18 protein-coding genes and 1 rRNA gene are annotated in these 23,543 nt (G+C 61.6%); 17 read left to right on the top strand and 2 right to left on the bottom strand.

Annotation, left to right across the window (positions count from 1 at the left end; translation table 11 throughout):
* Window positions 1–319 precede the first annotated feature (319 nt).
* Window positions 320–432: ribosomal RNA gene (rrf, locus tag M0D67_RS02810) — 5S ribosomal RNA — on the top strand.
* Between the two features lie 265 nt (window positions 433–697).
* On the opposite strand, the gene M0D67_RS02815 is transcribed toward rrf, so the two are convergent.
* Window positions 698–1,894 (bottom strand): M20 aminoacylase family protein, encoded by a 1,197-nt coding sequence (locus M0D67_RS02815; protein ID WP_154558164.1) that lies wholly within the window; start codon window positions 1,892–1,894, stop codon window positions 698–700.
* A 178-nt stretch (window positions 1,895–2,072) separates the two neighbouring features.
* Here M0D67_RS02815 and M0D67_RS02820 point away from each other — a divergent pair, with 178 nt between their 5' ends.
* Together M0D67_RS02820 and M0D67_RS02825 are read left to right on the top strand one after the other, a co-directional pair.
* On the top strand, window positions 2,073–4,151 hold the full coding sequence (locus tag M0D67_RS02820; RefSeq protein ID WP_154558163.1) for a molybdopterin-dependent oxidoreductase: 2,079 nt from the start codon (window positions 2,073–2,075) through the stop codon (window positions 4,149–4,151).
* Window positions 4,152–4,297: 146 nt separating this feature from the next.
* Window positions 4,298–5,971, top strand: a complete 1,674-nt coding sequence (locus M0D67_RS02825) for a long-chain fatty acid--CoA ligase (RefSeq protein WP_154558162.1) — start codon at window positions 4,298–4,300, stop codon at window positions 5,969–5,971.
* Between the two features lie 208 nt (window positions 5,972–6,179).
* On the opposite strand, the gene M0D67_RS02830 is transcribed toward M0D67_RS02825, so the two are convergent.
* A complete protein-coding gene (locus M0D67_RS02830; protein ID WP_154558161.1) occupies window positions 6,180–7,352 on the bottom strand; it encodes a porin in 1,173 nt (390 codons plus the stop codon).
* 302 nt (window positions 7,353–7,654) lie between these two features.
* Between M0D67_RS02830 and coq7 the strand changes: the two genes are divergently transcribed.
* The 14 genes from coq7 (at window position 7,655) to M0D67_RS02900 (ending at window position 23,521) form a co-directional block, all read left to right on the top strand.
* Window positions 7,655–8,287: a 2-polyprenyl-3-methyl-6-methoxy-1,4-benzoquinone monooxygenase gene (coq7, locus tag M0D67_RS02835; protein ID WP_154558160.1), complete on the top strand. Its 633-nt coding sequence runs from the start codon at window positions 7,655–7,657 to the stop codon at window positions 8,285–8,287.
* A 410-nt stretch (window positions 8,288–8,697) separates the two neighbouring features.
* Window positions 8,698–9,126 (top strand): division/cell wall cluster transcriptional repressor MraZ, encoded by a 429-nt coding sequence (gene mraZ / locus M0D67_RS02840; RefSeq protein ID WP_025647927.1) that lies wholly within the window; start codon window positions 8,698–8,700, stop codon window positions 9,124–9,126.
* A 15-nt stretch (window positions 9,127–9,141) separates the two neighbouring features.
* Window positions 9,142–10,095, top strand: coding sequence for a 16S rRNA (cytosine(1402)-N(4))-methyltransferase RsmH (gene rsmH / locus M0D67_RS02845; protein ID WP_154558159.1), 954 nt, complete (start codon window positions 9,142–9,144; stop codon window positions 10,093–10,095).
* Window positions 10,092–10,442: a cell division protein FtsL gene (ftsL, locus tag M0D67_RS02850; protein WP_115781101.1), complete on the top strand. Its 351-nt coding sequence runs from the start codon at window positions 10,092–10,094 to the stop codon at window positions 10,440–10,442. Before rsmH ends, ftsL begins: the two co-directional genes overlap by 4 nt.
* Complete coding sequence (locus tag M0D67_RS02855) at window positions 10,439–12,304, top strand: penicillin-binding protein 2 (protein WP_154558158.1); 1,866 nt, start codon at window positions 10,439–10,441, stop codon at window positions 12,302–12,304. The genes ftsL and M0D67_RS02855 overlap by 4 nt, the downstream gene beginning before the upstream one ends.
* Window positions 12,301–13,848 (top strand): UDP-N-acetylmuramoyl-L-alanyl-D-glutamate--2,6-diaminopimelate ligase, encoded by a 1,548-nt coding sequence (locus M0D67_RS02860; protein WP_154558157.1) that lies wholly within the window; start codon window positions 12,301–12,303, stop codon window positions 13,846–13,848. Before M0D67_RS02855 ends, M0D67_RS02860 begins: the two co-directional genes overlap by 4 nt.
* Entirely contained in the window at window positions 13,845–15,272 is a 1,428-nt protein-coding gene (murF, locus tag M0D67_RS02865; RefSeq protein WP_174825269.1) for a UDP-N-acetylmuramoyl-tripeptide--D-alanyl-D-alanine ligase, read from the top strand. Before M0D67_RS02860 ends, murF begins: the two co-directional genes overlap by 4 nt.
* 17 nt (window positions 15,273–15,289) lie before the next feature.
* A complete protein-coding gene (mraY, locus tag M0D67_RS02870) occupies window positions 15,290–16,459 on the top strand; it encodes a phospho-N-acetylmuramoyl-pentapeptide-transferase (RefSeq protein WP_154558156.1) in 1,170 nt (389 codons plus the stop codon).
* A gap of 23 nt (window positions 16,460–16,482) precedes the next feature.
* Entirely contained in the window at window positions 16,483–17,994 is a 1,512-nt protein-coding gene (murD, locus tag M0D67_RS02875) for a UDP-N-acetylmuramoyl-L-alanine--D-glutamate ligase (RefSeq protein ID WP_154558155.1), read from the top strand.
* Window positions 17,991–19,271 (top strand): putative lipid II flippase FtsW, encoded by a 1,281-nt coding sequence (ftsW, locus tag M0D67_RS02880; RefSeq protein ID WP_154558154.1) that lies wholly within the window; start codon window positions 17,991–17,993, stop codon window positions 19,269–19,271. Before murD ends, ftsW begins: the two co-directional genes overlap by 4 nt.
* Window positions 19,268–20,386 carry an undecaprenyldiphospho-muramoylpentapeptide beta-N-acetylglucosaminyltransferase gene (murG, locus tag M0D67_RS02885; RefSeq protein ID WP_154558153.1) on the top strand — a complete coding sequence of 373 codons (1,119 nt, stop codon included), beginning with the start codon at window positions 19,268–19,270 and terminating at the stop codon, window positions 20,384–20,386. Before ftsW ends, murG begins: the two co-directional genes overlap by 4 nt.
* Window positions 20,383–21,786, top strand: a complete 1,404-nt coding sequence (murC, locus tag M0D67_RS02890) for a UDP-N-acetylmuramate--L-alanine ligase (RefSeq protein WP_154558152.1) — start codon at window positions 20,383–20,385, stop codon at window positions 21,784–21,786. The genes murG and murC overlap by 4 nt, the downstream gene beginning before the upstream one ends.
* A gap of 5 nt (window positions 21,787–21,791) precedes the next feature.
* Window positions 21,792–22,733, top strand: coding sequence for a D-alanine--D-alanine ligase (locus M0D67_RS02895; protein WP_097393451.1), 942 nt, complete (start codon window positions 21,792–21,794; stop codon window positions 22,731–22,733).
* A 35-nt stretch (window positions 22,734–22,768) separates the two neighbouring features.
* Entirely contained in the window at window positions 22,769–23,521 is a 753-nt protein-coding gene (locus tag M0D67_RS02900) for a cell division protein FtsQ/DivIB (RefSeq protein WP_154558151.1), read from the top strand.
* Window positions 23,522–23,543: the final 22 nt, after the last annotated feature.

Consider the following 23,543-nt stretch of genomic DNA (forward strand, 5'->3'; position numbering starts at 1 on the left):
CGTTAAGCTAACTGATACTAATTGCCCGTAAGGCTTGATCCTATAACAGGTGTGTCTCGACCAGAGTTAGCGCTTTAGCTGTCGGCCGGAGTTAGTGCTTTAGCACTTACTCCGGGCCCATGCAAAGCTCTTACTCTGGTCCGATCCCCGAAGGGGATGCGTGTGAACCCCGGATGGGGTAGCAGAACACACAGGTTGAGATCGTTGTTGTGCCTCGAACAACACAACTCCCTCTGGTGAGCATCACCAGAAACTACTTCTTCCAGATTGGTTGTGTTGGCCCGGGTTTCAAACCCACCCAGCACGACAACAAGTCATGCCTGATGACCATAGCGAGTCGGTCCCACCCCTTCCCATCCCGAACAGGACCGTGAAACGACTCCACGCCGATGATAGTGCGGATTCCCGTGTGAAAGTAGGTAATCGTCAGGCTCCCCAGCAAGACCAGAAACCCCACCCCGCAAAGGTGGGGTTTCTGCGTTTACCCGGCAAAAACAGGCGCAGAAAACATCGCCGCCGTCAGACCCTCGAAGCGCTCCGGCTCTTCTGGTCTCACTCCTTCCCGATCCGCAGCGCGTTCGCGTACCGCGTCAGCTCCAGATAAGCACGTCCGACATCAGTAGCGCCGCGCGTCGACATACGCACAGTGGCAGCGACGGCCGAATCACAAGCCGTCTCCCAGATCCATTCAGCCGCTTTATTTCTCTTGTGCCAGAAATCGCTGCGCCAGCCGAACCCAATACGTCGCGCCGATTGGCAATAGCTCGTCGTTGAAGTCATAGCTCGCGTTATGCAGCATGCAAGGCCCGGCACCATGTCCTGAGTCCCGGTGCCCACCGTCGCCGTTACCGAGAAATGCGTAACAGCCCGGCTTCGCCAGCAGCATGAATGAAAAATCCTCGGCGCCCATCGTCGGTTCGACCGCGTCATCGACATTTTCCACGCCGACAATTTCCTTCATGACCGCCGCCGCGAAGCGGGTCTCTTCGCTACTGTTGATGGTCGGCGGGTAGTTTCGATGGAAGTGGATATCGACCGAGCAATCGTAAGCCTCTGCCGTGCTCTGGGCGATCTTGCGCATGCGTGTTTCGATCAGATCGAGCGTTTCGGTGGTAAACGTCCGCACGGTCCCTGCGATCCACGCATCGTCGGGGACGACATTGAGGGCGTCGCCAGCGTGAATCTGGGTGATCGACAATACGGCGGTATCGAGCGGTTTCTTGTTTCGCGTGATGATGCTTTGCAGCCCGCTCGCAATCTGAACCGCGGTGAACACGGGGTCGCGTCCGTTGTGCGGGAGTGCCGCGTGTGAACCCACGCCCTTGATTTCAATGCGAAATTCGTTGCTGGACGCCATGATCGGGCCTTCGGTCACGCCGAAGTGGCCTGACGGCATGCCCGGCCAGTTGTGAATGCCGAAGACTGCATCGACCGGAAACTTCGTAAACAGGCCATCGTCGATCATTGCCTGTGCGCCGGCACCGCCTTCTTCTGCCGGTTGAAAGATGAATACGATCGTGCCGTCAAATTCTCCGTGCTTGGCCAGATGGCGCGCCGCGCCAAGCAGCATCGCAGTATGTCCGTCATGGCCGCACGCGTGCATTTTGCCGTCGTTCTGCGAGCGATGGTCGAAGCTGTTTAGCTCCTGAATCGGCAGCGCGTCCATGTCGGCGCGCAGTCCGATCGAGCGCGATCCGTTACCGCGCTTCAGTACGCCGACTACGCCCGTTTTGCCCAATCCGCGATGAGTCTCGATGCCCCAGGACTCAAGTGTCCGGGCAACCAGATCCGCAGTTGCTGTTTCTTCATAACGCAGCTCGGGGTGGGCATGAATGGTTCGTCGAAGGGTTTGAATTTCGCCGTGGGCGGCCTGAATTTCTGGGATCAGTTTCATGATGGTGCGCTTGTGCTTTGCTTTGCGTGGAATCGCTCGGGGCCATATTGCCCGGGCACGTTGATAACCGATTCTACGCCGAAGGCGTTTTTGGCGGCACCATACGGGGCAACGGGCAAAGGACGTAATAAAATTCGGAATTGCCCCACCGCTTAACGCTCTCCTGGACGGATCGCCGATGAATGCTCCGACTGAATTCGCCCGCGCGGTGTGCCCGCACGATTGCCCTGATACCTGCGCGATGCGCGTGACCGTCGAAGGCGGACGGGCGATCAAGGTCGTCGGCGATCCCGATCATCCGCCGACCCAAGGCGCGCTATGTACCAAGGTCAGCCGCTATGCCGAGCGGGTGCACCATCCGCATCGGTTGACGACACCGATGAAGCGCGTCGGCCGCAAAGGCGAAGGCCGTTTTGAGCCGATCAGTTGGGATGAGGCGCTTGAGTTCGCGGCAACGCGCCTGTCGGAGATCGCGAGCCGTGCGCCCGAAGCCATCATGCCCTACAGCTACGCTGGTACGATGGGTCTGGTCCAAGGCGACAGCATTGCGCAACGGTTCTTTCACAAACTCGGCGCATCGCAGTTAGACCGCACGATTTGTGCAGCCGCCGGTGCGGCGGGGTTGAAATACACCTACGGCGCCGGCATTGGCATGCTCACCGAGTTTTTCGGCGAAAGCGAGGTCATCCTGATCTGGGGCTCGAACCCCATCGCTTCGAACCTGCACTTCTGGACACGCGCCCAGGAAGCCAAGCGTCGCGGCGCAAGGCTGATCGCGATCGATCCGTATCGATCGCTGACGGCGGAAAAATGCCACCAGCACATTGCGCTGAAACCCGGAACTGATGGCGCTTTGGCGCTCGGCATGATCAACGTGTTGATCACGGAAAATCTTCTCGATCACGCCTACATCGCGGCTCATACCTTGGGCTTTGCTGAACTGAAGGTCCGCGCGCTCAGTTATCCGCCGTCACGTGCTGCTCAAATCTGCGGTGTCGACGAGCAGGTGATCGTCAATCTTGCGCGCCTTTACGGCAGCACGAAAAAGGCCGCGATCCGGATGAACTATGGCCTGCAGCGGGTGCGTGGCGGCGGTAACGCTGTGCGCGCAATCGCCTGCTTACCTTCGCTGACAGGTGCATGGCGCGAGCGGGCGGGTGGTGTGTTGCTGTCTTCGGGCGGATGGGCGCCAGTGGACTCGCACGCGTTGCAGCGGCCGGACCTGATGCCGGGCTGGCCCGCCAAGACTTCGCGCGTCATCAATATGAACGCAATCGGCGACGCGTTGCTGCATCCGGGCGATGCCACGTTCGGCCCGAAAGTCGAGGCGATCATCGTCTACAACTCGAATCCGGTGGCGGTCGCGCCGGACTCGGAACGGGTCGCCGCAGGTTTTGCACGCGAAGATCTGTTCACGATCGTCCTCGAGCACTTTCAGACCGACACCGCGGACTACGCCGATCTGCTTTTGCCTGCCACGACGCAGTTGGAGCATCTCGACGTGCACAAGTCGTACGGACACACGCACGTGATGGCCAACTTGCCGGCGATCGCGCCGGTCGGCGATGCACGCCCGAACACGGAAATCTTTCGCGGCCTGGCGCGCCACATGGGCCTGCAGGAACCGGCGCTTTACGAGAGTGACGACGCTATCGCGCAGTCTGCTTTCCGCTGGAACGACAAAACGCTGGAAGGCGTGAACTGGGACTCGCTAAAGAAAACCGGCTGGGCCGCACTGAATCTGCCTGACGCGCCATTCGCAGAGGGCGGCTTTCGCACGCCGTCCGGCAAATGCGAGTTCTTCAGCGAGCGCCTCGCGCTGCAAGGGCTCGATCCGTTGCCCGACTACCTGCCGCCTTACGAATCCGAAGACGGTGCGCCTGAACTCGCCGCTCGTTACCCGCTTGCGATGATCTCGCCGCCTGCCCGTAACTTCCTGAACAGCACCTTCGTGAACATCGAAAGCCTGCGCTCGACAGAAGGCGAGCCGCACCTGGACATCCACCCGGCCGACGCGCAGCAGCGAAACATCGCCGACGGTGACCTGGTGCGCATATTCAACGATCGTGGCGCGATGCAGGCGCGCGCCCGTGTCACCGACAAGACACGTAAAGGGCTCGTGGTCGGCCTGTCAATCTGGTGGAAGAAGCTCGCGCCTGACGGCTGCAACGCCAATCAGGTCACCAGCCAGGCGCTCACCGATCTGGGTGGATCAGCCACGTTCTACGACTGCCTCGTCGAAGTCGAACGCGCCTGAAACACGTTCAAAAATCCCGCTGCAACGGCTCTTAACGGGTTCGAGGTTGCAGTCTAACCTGGCCGCTTTTCACGAATAACACAGGGAAGCCCATGCTACGATGCGTTTTTAGCACGACCATTCGAAAATAAAGGAGGAGACGCTGCATGGACAAAATCTGGCTGAAATCTTATCCACCCGGCGTTCCCGCAGAGATTGACCCGACTCGCTATTCGTCCGTCGCCGAACTGCTCGAAGAAGCCTTCCGCGACCACCGCGCCAAACCGGCGTTTGTCTGCATGGGCAAGGAGATCAGCTACGGCGAGCTCGACGAGCTCTCGCGCAAGCTGGCCGCGTGGTTTCAGTCGAAGGGTCTTGCCCGCGGCGCGCGCATCGCGATCATGATGCCGAACGTGCTGCAATATCCTGTCGCGATTGCGGCGATCTTGCGCGCGGGCTACGTTGTGGTGAATGTGAACCCGCTCTACACCCCGCGGGAGCTCGAGCATCAGCTCAAGGATAGCGGCGCGGAAGCGATCATCCTGCTCGAAAACTTCGCTGTCACGCTGCAGGCGATCGTGCGCAATACGTCGATCAAGCACGTCGTCGTCGCCGCAATGGGCGATCTGATGGGCGTGAAGGGCGCGCTGGTGAACTTTGTCGTGCGGCGCGTGAAGAAAATGGTACCGGCGTGGAGTCTACCGGGCCACGTCAAATTCAACACGGCGATCGCCGAAGGCGGTCGCCAGAGTTTTAAGCCGGTCCAGCAAGGTCCAGACGACGTCGCGTTTCTACAGTACACAGGCGGCACGACCGGCGTGGCCAAGGGCGCGACGCTCCTGCATCGGAACCTGATCGCCAACGTGTTGCAGTCGGAAATCTGGCTCGATCCGGTTCGCGCGAACCGCAAGGACATCGATCAGTTCGTCACGGTTGTTGCGTTGCCGCTTTATCACGTCTTTGCGCTGACGGTCTGCGGGCTGTTGACGATCCGTACTGGCGGCCTCGGCGTGCTGATTCCGAATCCGCGCGATATCCCCGGCATGATCAAGGCGCTGGAAGGTTATCCGATCACGACGATTCCCGCCGTCAACACGCTGTACAACGCGATGTTGAACAGCCCAGACTTCCACAAACTGGATTTTTCGAAGCTGATCGCAGCAAATGGCGGCGGGATGGCGGTGCAGGAAGCGGTCGCCAAGCGCTGGTTCGAGCACACACATAGGCCGATCATCGAGGGCTACGGTCTGTCGGAGACCTCGCCGTGCGTCACCTGCAATCCGGTCACCGTTACGGAATATAGTGGCACGATCGGTTTGCCGCTGCCGTCGACGGAAATCTCGATTCGCGACGACGAAGGCAATGAGGTGCCGCTCGGCCAGCCGGGAGAAATCTGCATCCGTGGCCCGCAAGTGATGGCGGGTTACTGGAACCGCCCGGACGAAACGGCCAAGGTTATGACACCGGATGGCTTCTTCAAATCGGGCGATGTCGGCTTGATGAACGAAAATGGCTTCGTCAAGATCGTCGATCGGAAGAAGGACATGATTCTGGTCTCCGGCTTCAACGTCTATCCGAACGAGATCGAGGACGTGGTTGCCAAGCTGCCGGGCGTGTTCGAAGTCGCCGCGGTCGGCGTGCCGGATCAGCATTCGGGCGAAGCGGTGAAGCTGTTTGTAGTGAAGAAGGATCAGGCGCTTACCGATGCGGATATCTTCGCGTATTGCAAACAGCAATTGACCGGCTACAAGCGGCCGAAGATCGTCGAATTCCGTACAGAGTTGCCTAAGAGCAATGTTGGCAAGATTCTGCGTCGCGAGTTGCGCGACGGCCGGGCGTAAGCGCATCAGGCCCATCGGCCCGACCAAAGCGGGCGCGAAGTAAAGCATTGCACGAAAGAAAGAGAAAGGCCCGACAGACGGAAGTCTGCCGGGCCTTTCTCTTTGGCCCGTCGCCTCCACGCCAACCAAGTCTGATCTGCGCGGGTGCGCGGCCATAAAAAAAGGCGCCCGAAGGCGCCTTTGAGGCAAACTGCTTTATTACGACTTATTAGAACTTGTGGCGGATACCGATGCGAGCCGTGAACTGGTTCTGGTTCGCCGACGGGGTGATGCTGGCGATGGATGCAGTTGCAGGAGTCAGGCCACCTGCAGTGTTCAGCGTCTCGCCCAAAGCGTGCTGGTACACACCCGTCACGTACACGTCGGTACGCTTGGACAGGAAGTAATCCACGCCAACTGCACCTTGGTGGTACTGAGCGCGCGATTGACCTTGGATTTCCGCACCGCGGGTGTAGTCATATGCTGCGCCGACCAGTAACGCCGGGGTCAACTGATACTTGAAGTTGAGTTCCGCATTGTTGAACGTAGCCGATTGGCCCGCGAACGGCGAATGGTACGTAGCGCCCAAGTTCCCGAAGCGGATATTCGAGTACGTTGCGCCGATCGTTGCTGCGCCGAACGTGTATGCACCGCCTGCACCAATGACTTGGTACGTGTTAGCCGACGCGAAGCCGGTGTACACGCCCGACGTCACAGCTGCGGCTGCCGCAGACGGCGTGGCAGGCGTGTTGAACAGGCCGCCCGAATTTGCCGGGGTGCGTGCGTTCAAGTAACCAACGCCGAGAACGAGAGGGCCGTTGTTGTAGCCAGCGCCCAACGACCAGATCTGGTTCTGCGAGAAATTGCCGGCTTGACCGCCGAAGCTGTACGTGCCGCCGAACGTCAGGCCGCCGTAGTTTGCGCTCGTGTACTTGACCGTGTTGTTGGTGCGGAACGAGTTGTTGAAGTTGTCGAGGTCGCTCGGGTGAGCTGCGATGGAGCCACCCCATTGGTCACCGGCTTCCAGCGGACCGACATAGTCAACCACGGAGTCGTACTGACGACCCAGCGTAACCGTGCCGAACTGGCTCGTCGACAGGCCGACGTAAGCTTGACGACCAAACATCAGGCCGCCTTGACCCAGCTTGCCGGTGTTCACGTCAAAGCCGTTTTCCAACACGAAGATTGCCTTCAAACCACCGCCCAGATCTTCGGTGCCGCGCAGGCCGAAGCGCGAGCCTTGCAGAACGCCGCTGGACAGGTTGTACAGGTGCTTGCCGTTAGCGTTGGTGTTGATGTTGAAGCCTTCATCAATAATACCGTACAGGGTCACGCTGCTCTGAGCATGAGCGACGCCTGCGAATGCGCCCAGTGCTGCGAGAGCGAGAAGCGACTTTTTCATCGAATGATCTCCAAGGATTACGAATCTTTTGTACAAGGCGAATATTTGTCTAGCGTTGAGGCCTTGCTTGTCCAACTTCGCGAGAAGTTGCACGTAATGTAACAAAAGGCCTACATGGCACAAAGAAAAAGGAGACGGCCGGGACCGGTCCTGTTTCGTTTACGCAACATGGTCTAAAATCTGAAATTGGCCGTCGGAATCGTTTGAATTCAAGGCCTTCGCGACGCCGGGTTTACCCCGCAAAGTCTTGTCGCGGGGACCTGTCAGCGCGGCGGGGCGGTTGTCGAATCAGGGAGTGCTGAATGTTTCTGGACGAGTTGATTAGCGAGTTTGATAGGGGTTTACGCTCAATAACCGGCGTGTCGCGGATGAGTCGTCCATTGCCGATTCCGCAAGAATCGGCGGCGGAGCCTGCCGAGCTCTCCCCGGCGGAACGCGCGCATGCGGCCGGTTTGATGCGTGTGAACCACGTCGGTGAGGTGTGCGCCCAAGCGCTTTATCAGGCTCAAAAACTTGCTACCAGGTCGCCGTCTTTGCGAGCTGTGTTTAATCACGCTGCCACAGAAGAAGAGGATCATCTGGCGTGGACCGCCAAACGCCTCGAGGCGCTCGATTCGCGTCCAAGTCTGTTGAACCCGCTCTGGTATACAGGTGCGCTGGCAATCGGCCTCGCGGCAGGCCGCCTGGGTGATCGGGTGAGTCTCGGCTTCATGGCCGAAACCGAGCGCCAGGTCGAACAGCATCTGGATAGCCATCTGGATCAGTTGCCTGCGGCCGACCGCGAGTCACGCGCGATCGTCGAACAGATGCGCGTAGATGAAGCGGAGCACGGCAAATCCGCCATGGACGCGGGCGGCGTCGAACTACCGTTCCCTGCGCGAGCGCTGATGCGAGCGGTATCGAAAGTCATGACACGCACCGCCTACTATATATAGGTCCGAGACCTCTGCTCACGCACCGCCTGAGAGTGGGGCGGCGCCTCGCGCGCCGTCCGCTTGAAATACCCGGAACGCCAGCAAACACCTCCCGATCCCGCTTCACGATCTCTTACATTCCGCGCCTTTCCCTCGCACTTTTCACGTATCACCTTCACAAGATTCACTAGCTCATTCATTTATAACGGTTTTCCGTTTTATGTCTGACGTGAAGGAGTCGCGCTAAGTCCTTGTTCTAACAAACAAAATTCGCTCGAAAAGCGCGTATCTCCCTTGACCCCTGTTTAGCGTTACTCTAAAGTGGGAGACAGTGTGAGAAAGTGTATTTTTGTGTGATCTCACAGGCGGTTTCGGGTAGATTTTCACGAATCGGACAGCCGGCGAAAAAAACGCCGACACGGGAGAGCGAAGTGTTCCAAGGGGCGTCGGCGCTGACGCTCGATGCGAAAGGGCGGATGTCGATTCCCTCTCGCTATCGGGACGCGCTGCAAACACAGGCAGAGGGCCGGGTGACGATCACCAAGCACCCGGACGGCTGCCTGTTGCTCTTTCCGCGCCCGGAATGGGAGATCTTTCGCGACAAGGTCGACAAGTTGCCTATGAACGCGGCGTGGTGGAAGCGCATTTTTCTCGGCAATGCCATGGACGTCGATATGGACGGCGCGGGCCGCGTGCTCGTGTCGCCGGAATTGCGCGCGGCCGGCTCGCTGGAAAAGGAAGTGAACCTGCTCGGCATGGGTCGTCATTTTGAATTGTGGGACGCACAAATTTACGCAGCAAAGGAACAGGCAGCGATCGCTGAGGGCATGCCCGAAGCGTTAAAGAATTTCACGTTCTGATCGCGGACTACATATATGGCACCTGCGATGGGAAACGAATTGCAGCATCGCACGGTGCTGCTGGAAGAGGCGGTTGAAGCGCTGGTCACGCGCGCGGACGGCGTTTATGTGGACGGTACGTTTGGGCGCGGCGGTCATAGCCGCCTGGTGCTGGAGAAGCTGGGTGAAGCCGGACGCCTGATCGCGTTCGACAAAGACCCGCTCGCCATCGCCACGGCCCAGCAGATTGCGGATCCGCGCTTTGGCATCGTGCACGAGAGTTTTGCTTCACTGCGTGACGCGATTGCGGAGCGCGGGGTAGGGCGGGTGTCGGGTGTTTTGCTGGATCTGGGCGTGTCGTCGCCGCAAGTCGACGACCCGGAGCGGGGTTTCAGTTTCCGCGCCGACGGCCCGCTCGACATGCGGATGGACCCGACGCGCGGCGAGTCTGCGGCTGACTGGCTGGCGCGGGCCACGGTGCAGGAACTGACGGAGGTGATACGAGATTATGGGGAAGAACGGTTTGCTTTTCAGATTGCAAAGGCGCTTGTTGCTCGCCGGGCAGAGTCCGACCGTCTTGGGCCTCTCGTCAGCACGGGCGAGCTTGCCCAAATCGTGGCTAACGTCGTCAAAACCCGTGAGAAGGGCAAGGATCCGGCAACCCGCACCTTTCAAGCTATACGGATTCACATCAATCAAGAGCTTGCGGAGCTGCAAGTCGTTTTAGAAGCAGCGTTGTCGCTGTTGGAGCAAGGGGGGCGGCTGGTGGTCATCAGCTTTCATTCGCTCGAGGACCGGATCGTCAAACGATTCATGCAGGCGCACGCCAGTACGCCTGCGGTGGACCGCCGTCTGCCGATTCGTGCGGTCGATTTGCCGAGCCCTCCGCTCAAAATCATTGGCCGCGTGTTCGCCAGCGACGCTGAAGTCGCCGCGAACCCGCGCGCCCGTTCTGCCGTGATGCGTGTGGCGGAGCGGATCGCGCCATGAGCCGCCTCAATATCTTCCTGCTGATGATCGTGATGGGCTGCGCTTTGTCGGTCGTCAACGCTACCAATCAGCAGCGTCAGATCTTTATCCAGTTGCAGCGCGCGCAATCGCAGGAGCGCCAGTTGCAGCAGGATTATTCGCAGCTTCAATATCAGCAGAGCGCGTTGTCGAAGACGTCGCGCATCGAGCAGATCGCCACTGATTCCCTGAAGATGCAATCAGTCACGACCGGGCGCACCCAGTACCTGACGCTCGATCCGGGCGCCGCCAAGGCTGAGGACGCACCGATCCCGACTTCCGGCCCGGCGTCGGCGCCGGTCGCGAGCCGTCGCGGAGGCGTGCGATGAAAAAATCGTCGACTCGCAAAAGCGTCGCCTTTTCGGCGAACCCGATCCTGTCGGTGCGCCTGCCCATGTGGCGCTCGAAACTCGTCGTGTTCATGCTGTTCATGGCGTTTGTCGCGCTGACCGCGCGCGCCTTCTGGATTCAGGGGCCGGGCAACGCCTTCTATCAGAAGCAGGGTGAAATCCGCTATCAGCGCCGGCTCGAACTGCCGGCCACGCGCGGCAAGATTCTCGACCGCAACGGCCTCGTGCTCGCCACGAGTCTGCCGGTGCGCGCGATCTGGGCAATTCCCGATTCGGTGCCGGACGACCTCGGGGCCGACAAGCTGAATCAGCTCGGCAAGCTGCTCGGCATGACGAACAAGGAGTTGCGCGCCAAGCTGTCCGAGGACAAGAACTTCGTCTACGTGAAGCGGCAGGTGCCGGTCGACGTCGCCGAGAAAGTCACCGAGCTGGACATCCCCGGCATTTACGCACGCGACGAGTACAAGCGCTTTTATCCGGAAGGCGAGATCACGGCTCACCTGATCGGCTTCACCAATGTGGAAGACGAAGGCCAGGAAGGCGTCGAACTCGGCGACCAGAAGTTGCTGGCCGGCATGTCGGGCAGCCGCCGCGTCATTAAGGACCGCATGGGTCACATCATCGAGGATGTGGACGAACAGGTCGTGCCGCACAACGGCCAGGACGTCGATCTCTCTATCGACAGCAAGATCCAGTACATCGCTTATACGAACCTGAAAGCGGCCGTCGAGAAATTCAAGGCGAAGGCCGGCGCGGCGATGGTGATCGACGTGCGAACCGGCGAAGTGCTCGCGCTGGTTAACTACCCGACGTACAACCCGAACGACCGTTCGCACCTCACAGGCGACCAACTTCGCAACCGCATTCTCACGGACACCTTCGAGCCGGGTTCGATCATGAAGCCGTTCACGGTGTCGCTCGCGCTCGACCTGCACCGCGTGACGCCGACTACACTGGTAGATACGGGGCCGGGCCGCTTTGTGCTCGACGGTGCGCCAATTACCGACGACAGCGCGTTCGGCGTGCTGACTGTAGGCGGCGTGATCCAGAAGTCGAGCAATATCGGCGCGACGAAGATCGCCATGCAGCTCAAGCCCGAAGAGATGTGGAACATGTACACCAGCATCGGTCTCGGCCAGGCGCCGAAGGTCGGCTTCCCGGGCGCGGCGGCGGGCCGTCTGCGTCCGTGGAAGAGCTGGCGCCGCATCGAACAGGCGACCATGTCGTACGGCTACGGCTTGTCGGTGTCGCTGTTCCAGTTGGGCCGTGCGTACACCGCGATTGCGCATGACGGCGAGATCATGCCGGTGTCGATTTTCCGCACGCCTGGCGATCAGCCGGCCACGGGGCCGCAAATTTTCGCGCCCACCACCGCTCGCGAAGTGCGGGCGATGCTTGAAACCGTCACGGCGCCTGGCGGCACGTCGCCGGATGCGGCCGTGCCGGGCTATCGCGTCGGCGGCAAGAGCGGCACTGCGTACAAGCATGGTGCTCACGGCTACGACCACTCCAAGTACCGCGCCTCGTTCGTCGGCATGGCGCCGATGCCGAATCCGCGCATCGTCGTCGCCGTGTCGGTCGACGAACCGACGGCGGGCAGCCACTTCGGCGGTCAGGTGTCCGGTCCGGTGTTCTCGTCGATTGTCGGCGACACGCTGCGTTCGCTGAATGTGCCGCCGGATATGCCGGTCAAACAGATGGTCGTGTCGGACGACTCAGCGCCTGCTGCGCCAGGCGCACCGCCCTCGCCCGCAACGGTCAAGAAACTTTCCACCAGCGCCGGCGCGAAGAAAATGACGATTTCCGCCAACGCGAAAAGCCATCCCGGAGTTGTGCGATGAGCGCGCTGCGTAAGAAGCACCCAGCGCACCGGCAAATTGCCGACGCACTCAACTGGCTGCACGCTCGCGTGCAGCCAGGCGCGCATCTGCACGCCGACACGCGCTCGCTTGCAGCGGGCGACGCGTTTTTCGCCTATGCGGTCGACGGCGCGGACAACCGTCCGTTCATCGACGGCGCGATCGAGCGTGGCGCGGCAGCCGTGCTGGTTCAGCCCGAAGGCTTTAGCGGTGCGATCGATTCGTCCACTACGCTGGCCGTGCCGGCGTTGAACGAACTCGCCGGTTCGATTGCGAGCGCCTGGTATAACGATCCGAGCGACGGCATGCTGACGGTCGGTATCACCGGCACGAACGGCAAGACCTCCTGCAGCCAATGGATCTCGGCAGCCTTGACCGCGCTCGGCAAGCGTTGTGCGATCATCGGCACGCTCGGCACCGGTCTGCCGGGTCAACTCGTACACACCGGTTTCACGACGCCCGACGCGCCGCAACTGCAACGCAGTCTCGCGCAATTGCGCGATGCCGGCGCTCAAGCAGTCGCGATGGAAGTGTCGTCGCACGCGCTGCATCAAGGCCGCGTGAACGGCACGGCGTTCGACATCGCCGTGTTCACGAATCTCACACAGGACCACCTCGACTATCACGGTACGTTCGAAGCGTACGAAACGGCGAAGGCGCGTCTTTTCGCATGGCCGGAACTGCGCGCCGCGGTGATCAACCGTGACGACGCTGCAGGTCGTCGGCTGCTCGCGAGCACGAAGGGCCATGCTCGCACGGTCGCCTTCGGTCTCGACGAAGCGCTCAAAGACGCGCCGCAAGCCGACGCGTTGCTGCTCGCCTCGAACGTGCGCGCCACCGCGATCGGCACCGCGTTTCACCTGACCACATCCGACTGGGGCAATGCCGACGTCGAAGTGCAAACGCTCGGCGCTTTCAACGTCAGTAATCTGCTCGGCGTACTCGGCGCATTGCTTGCCGCTGATGTGCCTTTTGACGCCGCACTGGCCGAACTGGCGAAGCTCGAACCGGTAAATGGCCGCATGCAGCGTCTCGGCGGCCGTTTGCAGAACGATGAGCCGCTCGTCGTGATCGATTACGCGCACACGCCGGACGCGCTGGAAAAGACCCTGGAAGCACTGCGCCCGATGGCGGCCGCACGCGGCGGCGAACTGATCTGCATGTTCGGTTGCGGCGGCGACCGCGACGCGACCAAGCGTCCGCTGATGGGCGCGATCGCCGAGAAGCTCGCCGACGGCGTCGTCGTGACGAGCGACAACCCGCGCAGCGAAGATCCGCAGTCGATCATCGAGCAGATTGCCGCAGGCATGAAAGACGCGTCGAAGGCCCGTCGCATCGAAGACCGCGCAAGTGCGATCCTGCAATCGATCCGCTGCGCCGCGCGCGAAGATGTCATCGTGCTGGCCGGCAAGGGGCACGAAGCAACACAGGAAATCATGGGTAAGAAACGCGCGTTCTCCGATCAGGACCATGCTCGCCTTGCGCTCGCCGCACGGGCGACGCACGCACGCGGAGGTGGCGAATGACCGGGCGGCGTACCGCAATGTTCTCGCTGCGTGAAGCCGCTGCGCTGATCCCCGGCGCCACCGTGCTGGGTGACGACAACGTCACGTTCGAACGTGTTTCGACCGATAGCCGCAGTGTCGGTCCGGGCGATCTGTTCGTCGCGATCAAGGGTGAGCGTTTCGATGCGCACGATTTCCTGCCGGAAGTCGCGTCGCGTAACGTCACGGCGGCATTGGTGACGCGCACGCCTCAAGACTGGCACGTGCCCGCTTTGCGCGTAGCCGATACGCGTTTCGCGCTCGGTGCACTTGCGCGCGGCTGGCGGCGCACATTCAGCATGCCGCTCGTCGCCGTGACGGGCAGCAACGGCAAGACGACGGTCAAGGAAATGATCGCATCGATCTTCGCCGCTGCGGTCGGCGCGGACGCACGCCTCGCGACTGCTGGCAACTTCAACAACGATATCGGCTTGCCGCTCACGCTGTTCCGTCTGCACGCCGCGCATCAACTGGCGGTGGTCGAACTCGGCATGAACCATCCGGGCGAGACCTCGCTGCTCGCGAAGATCGCCGAGCCGACGGTATCGGTGGTGAACAACGCACAGCGCGAGCATCAGGAATTCATGGCGACAGTCGAAGCCGTTGCGCTCGAACACGCCAGCGTGATTCACGCGCTCACGCCGGAAGGCGTCGCCGTGTTCCCGGCCGATGATGCCTACGCAAGCATCTGGCGCGTCGCCGCAACCGGCAACCGCATCATCGACTTCGCCTTGAACACCGCCGAGCGCGTGACCGAAGCCGCCGTAACCGGCACGTTCACCGGCAACGTTCTGAGCATCGACACACCGGAAGGCCACGTCGACGTCACGCTGCAAGTGCTCGGCAACCACAACGCGCACAACGCGTTGGCCGCGACTTCCGCCGCGCTCGCTGCAGGCGTGTCGCTCGACGCAATCAAGCGCGGCCTCGAATCGTTCGGCGCCGTGAAAGGCCGTTTGCAGGTGAAGCGCGCCGCGCTCGGCACACTCGCCGGCGCAACGGTGATCGACGACACCTACAACGCGAACCCCGATTCAATGCGCGCGGCGATCGACGTACTCGCGTCGCGCGAATCACCGCGCGTGCTGGTGATGGGCGACATGGGCGAAGTCGGCGACAACGGCCCGGCGTTTCACCGTGAAATCGGTGCCTACGCCAAAGAACGCGGTATCGACGTCCTGTACGCCATGGGCGACGCCTCGCGCGACGCCTGCACCGCGTATGGCACGGGCGCACATCACGTGGCCGATGTCGGCACGCTGGTCGCGCAATTGCAGCAGGCGGGTTTTGGCGCCGCTGCAACGCTTCTCGTGAAAGGCTCGCGCTTCATGCAAATGGAACGCGTGGTGGACGCCGTAACGAGTCCACAACCCAACGCAGCGGGCAATACGCCCGCTGCACATTGAAATAGAAGGACCGAAGCATGCTACTGGCGCTGGCGCAATGGCTGCAGAATGACGCAAGCTTCTTGCGCGTGTTCAGTTATCTGACTTTCCGAGCGGTGATGGCCACCATCACCGCGCTGCTGATCGGGCTCGTCTGTGGCCCGGCGGTGATCCGCAAGCTGACCGCGATGAAGGTCGGTCAGGCCGTTCGTAAAGACGGTCCGCAAACGCACCTCGTCAAATCCGGTACGCCGACGATGGGCGGCGTGTTGATTCTGCTCGGCATCGCCGTGGCAACGTTGCTGTGGGCCGATCTGACCAACCGTTTCATCTGGATCGTGATTCTCGTCACGTTCGGTTTCGGCGTGATCGGCTGGGTCGACGATTACCGCAAGGTGGTCTACAAGGACCCGCGCGGGATGTCGTCGCGCGAAAAGTATTTCTGGCAGTCGGTGATCGGCCTGTTCGCGGCGGTGTATCTCGCGTTCAGCGTGTCCGAAGCGAGCAACGTGCGCGTGTTCGACCTGTTCATGGCGTGGGTGCGCAGCGGCTTGTCGATGGGCTTGCCGGCGCGCGCCGACCTGATGCTGCCGTTCGTTAAATCGATCAGCTATCCGCTCGGCGTATGGGGCTTCATCGTACTGACGTATCTGGTGATCGTCGGCGCGAGTAACGCGGTCAATCTCACCGATGGTCTCGACGGCCTCGTGATCATGCCGGTCGTGCTGGTCGGTGCATCGCTCGGTGTGTTCGCTTATGTGATGGGTAGTTCGGTCTATTCGAAGTACCTGCTGTTTCCGCATATCCCCGGTGCCGGTGAATTGCTGATCTTCTGTTCGGCGATGGGCGGGGCAGGGCTCGCGTTCCTTTGGTTCAACACGCACCCGGCGCAGATGTTCATGGGCGACGTCGGGGCGCTCGCGCTCGGCGGCGCACTTGGCACGGTCGCCGTGATCGTGCGTCAGGAAATTGTGCTCTTCATCATGGGCGGCATTTTCGTCGCGGAGACGCTTTCCGTGATGTTGCAGGTGACGTGGTTCAAGTTCACCAAGCGCCGCTTCGGCGAAGGGCGGCGTCTCTTCAAAATGGCGCCGCTGCATCACCATTTTGAATTGTCGGGTTGGAAGGAAACGCAGGTGGTGGTGCGCTTCTGGATCATCACGTTGATGTTGTGTCTGTTCGGATTGTCCACGCTCAAGTTGCGTTAAGTCGTATTTAGGGGAAGCAGGCGATGTTTGGCGAGAAGTTTCGGGATCGGCAAAAGCCGATGGTGCTCGTGCTGGGACTCGGTGAATCCGGTCTCGCGATGGCGCGCTGGTGCGCGCGGCACGGCTGTCGGCTGCGTGTGGCCGATACGCGCGAAGTGCCGCCGAACCTGTCCGCGCTGGAAGCGCACAGCGTCGATGCCGAGTTCGTCGGCGGCCCGTTCTCGCTCTCGTTGCTCGAAGGCGTCGAACTCGTCGCGATCAGCCCGGGGTTGTCGCCGCTCGCCGCTGACTTGCTGCCGCTCATCACTGCGGCGCGTGAGCGAGACATCCCCGTGTGGGGCGAACTCGAATTCTTCGCGCAAGCATTGAAGACGCTTGGCGAAAGCGGCTATGCGCCAAAGGTGATCGCGATCACCGGCACCAACGGCAAGACCACGACGACGAGCCTCACTGGCCTCTTGTGCGAACGCGCCGGCAAGAAGGTCGCGGTGGCGGGCAACATCAGCCCGGCGGCACTGGACAAGCTCAGCGAAGCGATCGACAACACCGCGTTGCCTGACGTGTGGGTGCTGGAACTGTCGAGCTTCCAGCTGGAAACTGCACACACGTTTACTCCGGATGCAGCGGTCGTCTTGAACATCACGCAAGATCACCTGGATTGGCATGGTGGCCTGGATGCGTACGCTGCCGCGAAGGGCCGCATCTTCGGTACACAAACCGTGCGCGTATTGAATCGCGATGACGCCCGAGTGATGGCGCTCACGCCTTCGGACGGTGACGTCGCAATGGTCACGTTCGGCGTGACCGAGCCGAAGAACGACGGCGACTATGGTCTGCTGCGCGACAACGGCATGATCTGGCTGGTCGAAGCGCACGATCGCGACGTCAGCGACGAACCCGCGCCGACGCGCCGTCGCAAGAACGAAGTGGCGGCACCGAAGAACATCGCGCTCAAGCGCCTGATGCCGGCGGACGCATTGCGTATCCGTGGCCTGCACAACGCCGCCAACGCATTGGCCGCGTACGCATTGGCGCGCGCGATCGGTCTGCCTGGCGCGCCGCTCCTGCACGGTCTGCGCGAATACCGTGGCGAGCCACATCGCGTGGAATTGATCGCCTCGATTGAAGGCGTCGATTACGTCGACGACAGCAAGGGCACCAATGTCGGCGCGACGGTTGCTGCGCTCGACGGTCTCGCGCAGCGTGCGGTGCTGATCGCCGGTGGCGACGGCAAGGGTCAGGATTTCGAGCCGCTCGCCGAGCCGGTGATGCGCTGGTGCCGCGCCGTGATGCTGATCGGCCGCGACGCACCGCAGATCCGCGCCGCGCTGGAAGACACCGGCATCGCAATGACCGACCACGCGACGCTCGAAGACGCGACGCGGGCCGCCACCGCATTGGCGCAACCCGGGGACGCCGTGTTGCTGTCGCCGGCTTGCGCGAGCTTTGACATGTTCAAGGGTTACGCCCATCGCGCGGCGGTGTTCCGCAGCACGGTGGAAGACATCGCGGCTGAACGGGGGACGATAATATGAGCTGGTCGGAACGTTTCGGTTCGCGCCTGGCCGGCTCCCGTGCCGGCAATGGCGATACGGGTAGCACGGGCCGCACCTCCGGCCGCACCGGCGGCAGTGGTCTCGCGAGCGCCGTGAACGGCGTGCGTCCGCTGCGCTCGCGGATGCTCGACTACGATCACTCGCTGCTGTGGGTGGTCGTCGCGTTGCTCGGGCTCGGCGTCGTGATGGTGTATTCGGCGTCGATCGCGATGCCCGATTCGCCGAAGTACGCGTCGTACCGCGACTATGCCTTCCTCGTGCGCCAGATCATTTTCGTGGTGATGGGCTCGGTGATCGGCGTCGTGTCGTTCCGCATTCCGATCTCGACGTGGGATAAGTACGCGCCGAAGCTGTTCCTGATTTCGCTGGCCGCGCTGGTGATCGTGCTGATCCCGCACGTCGGTAAGGGCGTGAACGGCGCGCGTCGCTGGATTCCGCTCGGCATCACGAACATGCAGCCGTCGGAAATCATGAAGCTGGCCGTGACGATTTACGCGGCGAACTATACGGTGCGTAAGCAGGAATACATGCACAGCTTCGCCAAGGGCTTTCTGCCGATGGCAGTTGCAGTGGGTCTCGTCGGCGCGTTGCTGCTGCTTGAGCCGGACATGGGCGCGTTCATGGTGATCGCTGCGATCGCGATGGGCGTGTTGTTCCTCGGCGGCGTGAACGGCAAGCTGTTCGGCGGCCTCGTGGCGACTGCGGTCGGTACGTTCAGCTTGCTGGTATGGGCATCACCGTGGCGTCGTGAGCGGATCTTTGCTTACCTCGATCCGTGGGACGACCGTTACGCGCAAGGCAAGGCTTATCAATTGACGCACTCGTTGATCGCGTTCGGGCGTGGCGAATGGTTTGGCGTGGGTTTGGGCGGCAGTGTCGAGAAGCTCAACTACCTGCCGGAAGCACATACCGACTTCATCCTCGCGGTGATCGGCGAGGAACTGGGTTTTGTCGGAGTGCTCGTCGTGATCCTGATGTTTTACTGGATCGTGCGCCGTTCGTTCGAGATCGGCCGTCAGGCGCTCGCACTTGACCGGACGTTTGCCGGGTTAGTCGCGAAGGGCGTTGGCATCTGGTTCGGCGCGCAGACTTTTATCAACATGGGCGTGAATCTCGGCCTGCTGCCGACCAAAGGTCTGACGTTGCCGCTCGTCAGCTACGGCGGCTCGGGCATCGTGCTGAACTGCGTGGCAGTGGCCGTATTGATGCGTGTGGACTACGAGAACCGGGTGCTCATGCGCGGAGGGAAGGTATGACGGCTCTCCCGCAACGCACGCTGATGGTGATGGCCGGTGGCACCGGGGGACACGTGTTCCCGGGGCTCGCGGTCGCGCACCTGATGCAGGCGTGGGGCTGGAAGGTCGTATGGCTCGGAAATCCCGCGGGCATGGAAGCCACGCTAGTGCCGAAGCACGGCATCCCGATGGAATATGTGCGCTTCGGCGGGCTGCGCGGCAAGGGCCTGAAGACCAAGCTGATGCTGCCGCTCAATCTGCTGTGCGCCTGCTCGCAGAGTTTGAGTGTGCTGCGTCGCGTGAAGCCGGATGTCGTGCTCGGCATGGGCGGTTACATCACGTTCCCGGCGGGTTTGATGACCGCATTGAGCGGCCGTCCGCTGGTGTTGCATGAACAGAATTCGATTGCGGGTCTCGCCAACAAGGTGCTCGCGAAAGTCGCGAAACGCGTGCTGGTTGCATTTCCGAATGCGCTGCCGCATGGCGAATGGACCGGAAACCCGATTCGTGCGGAACTTGCGGGCGCAATTGCACCCAAAGCACGCTACGCAGCGCGCAGCGGTCCGTTGAATGTACTGGTGGTGGGCGGCAGTCTGGGCGCGGCGGCGTTGAATGAAGTGGTGCCGCGCGCGGTTGCGCTGCTGGCGCCGAATGAACGTCCGCGCATCGTGCATCAGGCGGGCGCGAAGCATATTGAAGCACTGCGCGAGAACTATGCGGCAGCGTGCCTGCAGGCCGGTGCCGATGTGGAACTCGTGCCTTTCATCGACGACATGACAAGCGCGTACTCGAATGCGGATCTGGTGATCTGCCGCTCGGGTGCGATGACCGTGTCGGAGATTTCAGCAGTAGGCGTGGCGGCATTCTTCGTGCCGTTCCCGTTTGCAGTAGACGATCACCAAACCACTAATGCAGCGTTCCTCGCCGACAACGGTGCGGCGCTGGTCGTGCAGCAACGCGATCTGTCGGCGGAAATGCTCGCCGACTGGTTGCGCAGCCAGACGCGAGAAACCCTCGCAGAGATGGCAGAGCGTTCGCGCTCGCTCGCGAAACCCGACGCCACGGAACAGGTCGCAAAGATTTGCGCGACTGTGGCGGGTTCGATTTCGGGCGCGAGCCCAGAAGGAAAGCAATGAAACACATCGTCAAACACATTCACTTTGTCGGCATCGGCGGTGTCGGCATGAGCGGCATCGCGGAGGTGCTGGTCAACCTCGGCTATCAGGTGAGCGGCTCGGATTTGTCGAGCAACGCGATCACCGATCGCCTCGCCGCACTCGGCGCACGCATCGCGATCGGCCATGCGGCGGAGAACATCGAAGGCGCGAACGCTGTGGTTGTTTCCACAGCAGTGCGCAGCGACAACCCGGAAGTGCTGGCCGCGCGTCATCGCCGAATTCCGATCGTGCCGCGCGCCGTGATGCTCGCGGAACTGATGCGCCTGAAACAGGGCATCGCGATTGCCGGCACGCACGGCAAGACCACGACCACCTCGCTAGTGGCGAGCGTGCTGGCGGCGGGCGGGCTCGATCCGACGTTCGTGATTGGCGGTCGCCTGATCAGCGCGGGCGCGAATGCGCGTCTGGGTACGGGTGATTTCATCGTCGCCGAAGCGGACGAGTCGGATGCGTCGTTCCTGAATCTGTTCCCGGTGATCGAAGTCATCACGAACATCGACGCCGATCACATGGACACCTACGGCCACGACTTCGCGCGGCTCAAGCAGGCGTTCATCGAATTCACGCACCGCCTGCCGTTCTATGGCATCGCGGTGCTGTGCGTCGACGATCCGAACGTGAAGGAGATCCTGCCGTTCGTGTCGAAGCCGATCATCCGTTACGGCTTTGCGCCGGACGCACAGGTGCGCGCGGTCAACGTCGAAGCGCACGGCGGCAAGATGCATTTCACGGCAATGCGCGAAGACGCGGCGCCGATCGACATCGTCTTGAACCTGCCGGGCGAGCACAACGTGCAGAACGCTTTGGCCGCAATTGCAATTGCGACTGAACTTGAAGTGAAAGATGCCGATATCCAGCGAGCGCTGGCGGATTTCAACGGCGTGGGCCGACGCTTCCAGCGCTACGGCGAAGTGCCGGTCGTATCGGAAGGCAATCCGGCCGGCGCATACACGCTGGTCGACGATTACGGCCATCACCCGGTCGAAATGGCGGCAACGGTTGCGGCGGCGCGTGGCGCGTTTCCGGGGCGGCGTCTGGTGCTGGCCTTCCAGCCGCACCGCTTCACGCGTACGCGCGATTGCTTCGAAGATTTTGTGAAGGTGCTGTCGACCGTCGACGCGCTCGTGCTGACCGAAGTTTATTCGGCCGGCGAAGCGCCGATCGTCGCCGCGGATGGCCGCGCTCTCGCGCGCGCGTTGCGCGTGGCGGGCAAGGTCGAACCGGTGTTTGTCGATACGGTTGATGAAGTGCCGGACGCGCTCTCAGCAGTGGTGCGCGACGGCGATGTGGTGATCACGATGGGCGCGGGTTCGATCGGCGGTGTGCCGGGTCGCCTGGCGCAAGAAACGAAGGTGTGAGTGAAATGAGCAGCATCGACCCTAAACAGTTCGGCAAAGTAGCAGTGCTGCTCGGTGGGGATTCCGCCGAGCGCGAGGTGTCGCTCAATTCCGGCCGCCTCGTGCTGCAAGGTCTGCGCGACGCCGGTATCGACGCGCATCCGTTCGATCCGGCCGAGCGTCCGCTCGCCGCATTGAAGGACGAAGGCTTCGTGCGCGCGTTCAACGCGTTGCACGGCGGTTATGGCGAAAACGGCCAGATTCAGGGTGCGCTGGATTTTTACGGCATCCGTTACACCGGTAGCGGTGTGCTCGGCTCGGCGCTGGGTCTGGACAAGTTCCGCACCAAGCTCGTGTGGCAGCAACTCGGCATTCCGACGCCGCCATTCGAGGCCGTGCTGCGCGGCGACGACTACGAAGCACGCGCAAAAGACATCGTCGCGAAGCTTGGCTTGCCGCTGTTCGTGAAGCCGGCCAGCGAAGGCTCAAGCGTCGCGGTGATCAAGGTGAAAAGCGCCGACGCATTGCCGGCAGCGCTGCTTGAAGCGGTCAAGTACGACAAGATCGTCGTGGTGGAAAAGAGCATCGAGGGCGGCGGCGAATTTACGGCCTGTATCGCCGGCGATCTGGATCTGCCGGTGATCCGCATCGTGCCGGCCGGCGAGTTTTACGACTACCACGCGAAGTACATCGCGAACGACACGCAGTATCTGATTCCGTGCGGTCTGGCGGCTGACGAAGAGTCGCGCCTGAAAGTGCTGGCGCGCCGCGCGTTCGACGTACTTGGCTGCACCGATTGGGGTCGTGCCGATTTCATGCTCGACGCAGATGGCAACCCGTACTTCCTCGAAGTGAACACGGCGCCTGGGATGACCGATCACTCGCTGCCGCCGAAAGCGGCGCGTGCGGTGGGCATCAGCTATCAGGAACTGGTGGTCGGCGTGTTGGCGCTGACGCTCAAGGATTAACAAAGGACTAACCGGGGCAACCCGAAAGCAACTCCATGTGGAACAACGTTCGCCAGCTCAATCTCGCCGCCAACGCATTGCATGCGTTGCTGGTGCTCGTGCTGCTGGCGGCAGGCGGTTACTGGCTCATCCAGCGTCCGAATTTCGCGTTACGCGAAATCCAGATCGACGGCGACACCGAGCACATCAATTCGCCGACGGTGCGCGCGGGTGTAGTAGGGCGCTTGAAAGGCAACTTTTTTACGGTGGATCTCGACGTCGCGCGCCAGGCGTTCGAGCAGATGCCATGGGTGCGTCACGCGAGTGTGCGGAGGGTTTGGCCGAACGCACTGGCTGTCACGCTTGAAGAGTACAAACCGCTAGGAACGTGGGGCAGCGATCAACTGGTAAGCGTGGACGGCGAACTGTTCACCGCGAACCAGGGCGAGCTCGAAGAAGAGCTGCCCGCGTTCGACGGACCGGACGGTACGGCCAAGGAAGTCGTCGCGCGTTATAGCGACTTCAAGAAGTGGTTTGCGCCGTTGGGCGCGACGCCCGAAGAAGTCACGCTGTCGCCGCGTTACGCGTGGACGGTGAAGCTGTCGAACGGCATGCAGGTGGAACTTGGACGCGAACGCAATCAGGACACATTGCTCGATCGGAGCAGGCGCCTGACCGCGGCGTGGAACGCGGTGACGCAACGTTGGGGAAAGGATATCGAGTATGCGGACTTGCGCTATCCGAACGGTTTCGCGATTCGTGCCGCTGGCATGCGCTTCATCAGCGAACCCGACAAGGGCAAGAAGTAAACGGACATCACACGCAATGAGC

This window comes from Paraburkholderia sp. SECH4 (assembly GCF_030511745.1).
In the GTDB taxonomy this organism is placed as follows: domain Bacteria; phylum Pseudomonadota; class Gammaproteobacteria; order Burkholderiales; family Burkholderiaceae; genus Paraburkholderia; species Paraburkholderia madseniana.

Bases quoted from the DNA above. Each gene is read 5' to 3' on its own strand.
- M0D67_RS02815 (WP_154558164.1), bottom strand. From the start codon at position 1,894: ATGAAACTGATCCCAGAAATTCAGGCCGCCCACGGCGAAATTCAAACC.
- M0D67_RS02820 (WP_154558163.1), top strand. From the start codon at position 2,073: ATGAATGCTCCGACTGAATTCGCCCGCGCGGTGTGCCCGCACGATTGC.
- M0D67_RS02825 (WP_154558162.1), top strand. From the start codon at position 4,298: ATGGACAAAATCTGGCTGAAATCTTATCCACCCGGCGTTCCCGCAGAG.
- M0D67_RS02830 (WP_154558161.1), bottom strand. From the start codon at position 7,352: ATGAAAAAGTCGCTTCTCGCTCTCGCAGCACTGGGCGCATTCGCAGGC.
- coq7 (WP_154558160.1), top strand. From the start codon at position 7,655: ATGTTTCTGGACGAGTTGATTAGCGAGTTTGATAGGGGTTTACGCTCA.
- rsmH (WP_154558159.1), top strand. From the start codon at position 9,142: ATGGCACCTGCGATGGGAAACGAATTGCAGCATCGCACGGTGCTGCTG.
- ftsL (WP_115781101.1), top strand. From the start codon at position 10,092: ATGAGCCGCCTCAATATCTTCCTGCTGATGATCGTGATGGGCTGCGCT.
- M0D67_RS02855 (WP_154558158.1), top strand. From the start codon at position 10,439: ATGAAAAAATCGTCGACTCGCAAAAGCGTCGCCTTTTCGGCGAACCCG.
- M0D67_RS02860 (WP_154558157.1), top strand. From the start codon at position 12,301: ATGAGCGCGCTGCGTAAGAAGCACCCAGCGCACCGGCAAATTGCCGAC.
- murF (WP_174825269.1), top strand. From the start codon at position 13,845: ATGACCGGGCGGCGTACCGCAATGTTCTCGCTGCGTGAAGCCGCTGCG.
- mraY (WP_154558156.1), top strand. From the start codon at position 15,290: ATGCTACTGGCGCTGGCGCAATGGCTGCAGAATGACGCAAGCTTCTTG.
- murD (WP_154558155.1), top strand. From the start codon at position 16,483: ATGTTTGGCGAGAAGTTTCGGGATCGGCAAAAGCCGATGGTGCTCGTG.
- ftsW (WP_154558154.1), top strand. From the start codon at position 17,991: ATGAGCTGGTCGGAACGTTTCGGTTCGCGCCTGGCCGGCTCCCGTGCC.
- murG (WP_154558153.1), top strand. From the start codon at position 19,268: ATGACGGCTCTCCCGCAACGCACGCTGATGGTGATGGCCGGTGGCACC.
- murC (WP_154558152.1), top strand. From the start codon at position 20,383: ATGAAACACATCGTCAAACACATTCACTTTGTCGGCATCGGCGGTGTC.
- M0D67_RS02895 (WP_097393451.1), top strand. From the start codon at position 21,792: ATGAGCAGCATCGACCCTAAACAGTTCGGCAAAGTAGCAGTGCTGCTC.
- M0D67_RS02900 (WP_154558151.1), top strand. From the start codon at position 22,769: ATGTGGAACAACGTTCGCCAGCTCAATCTCGCCGCCAACGCATTGCAT.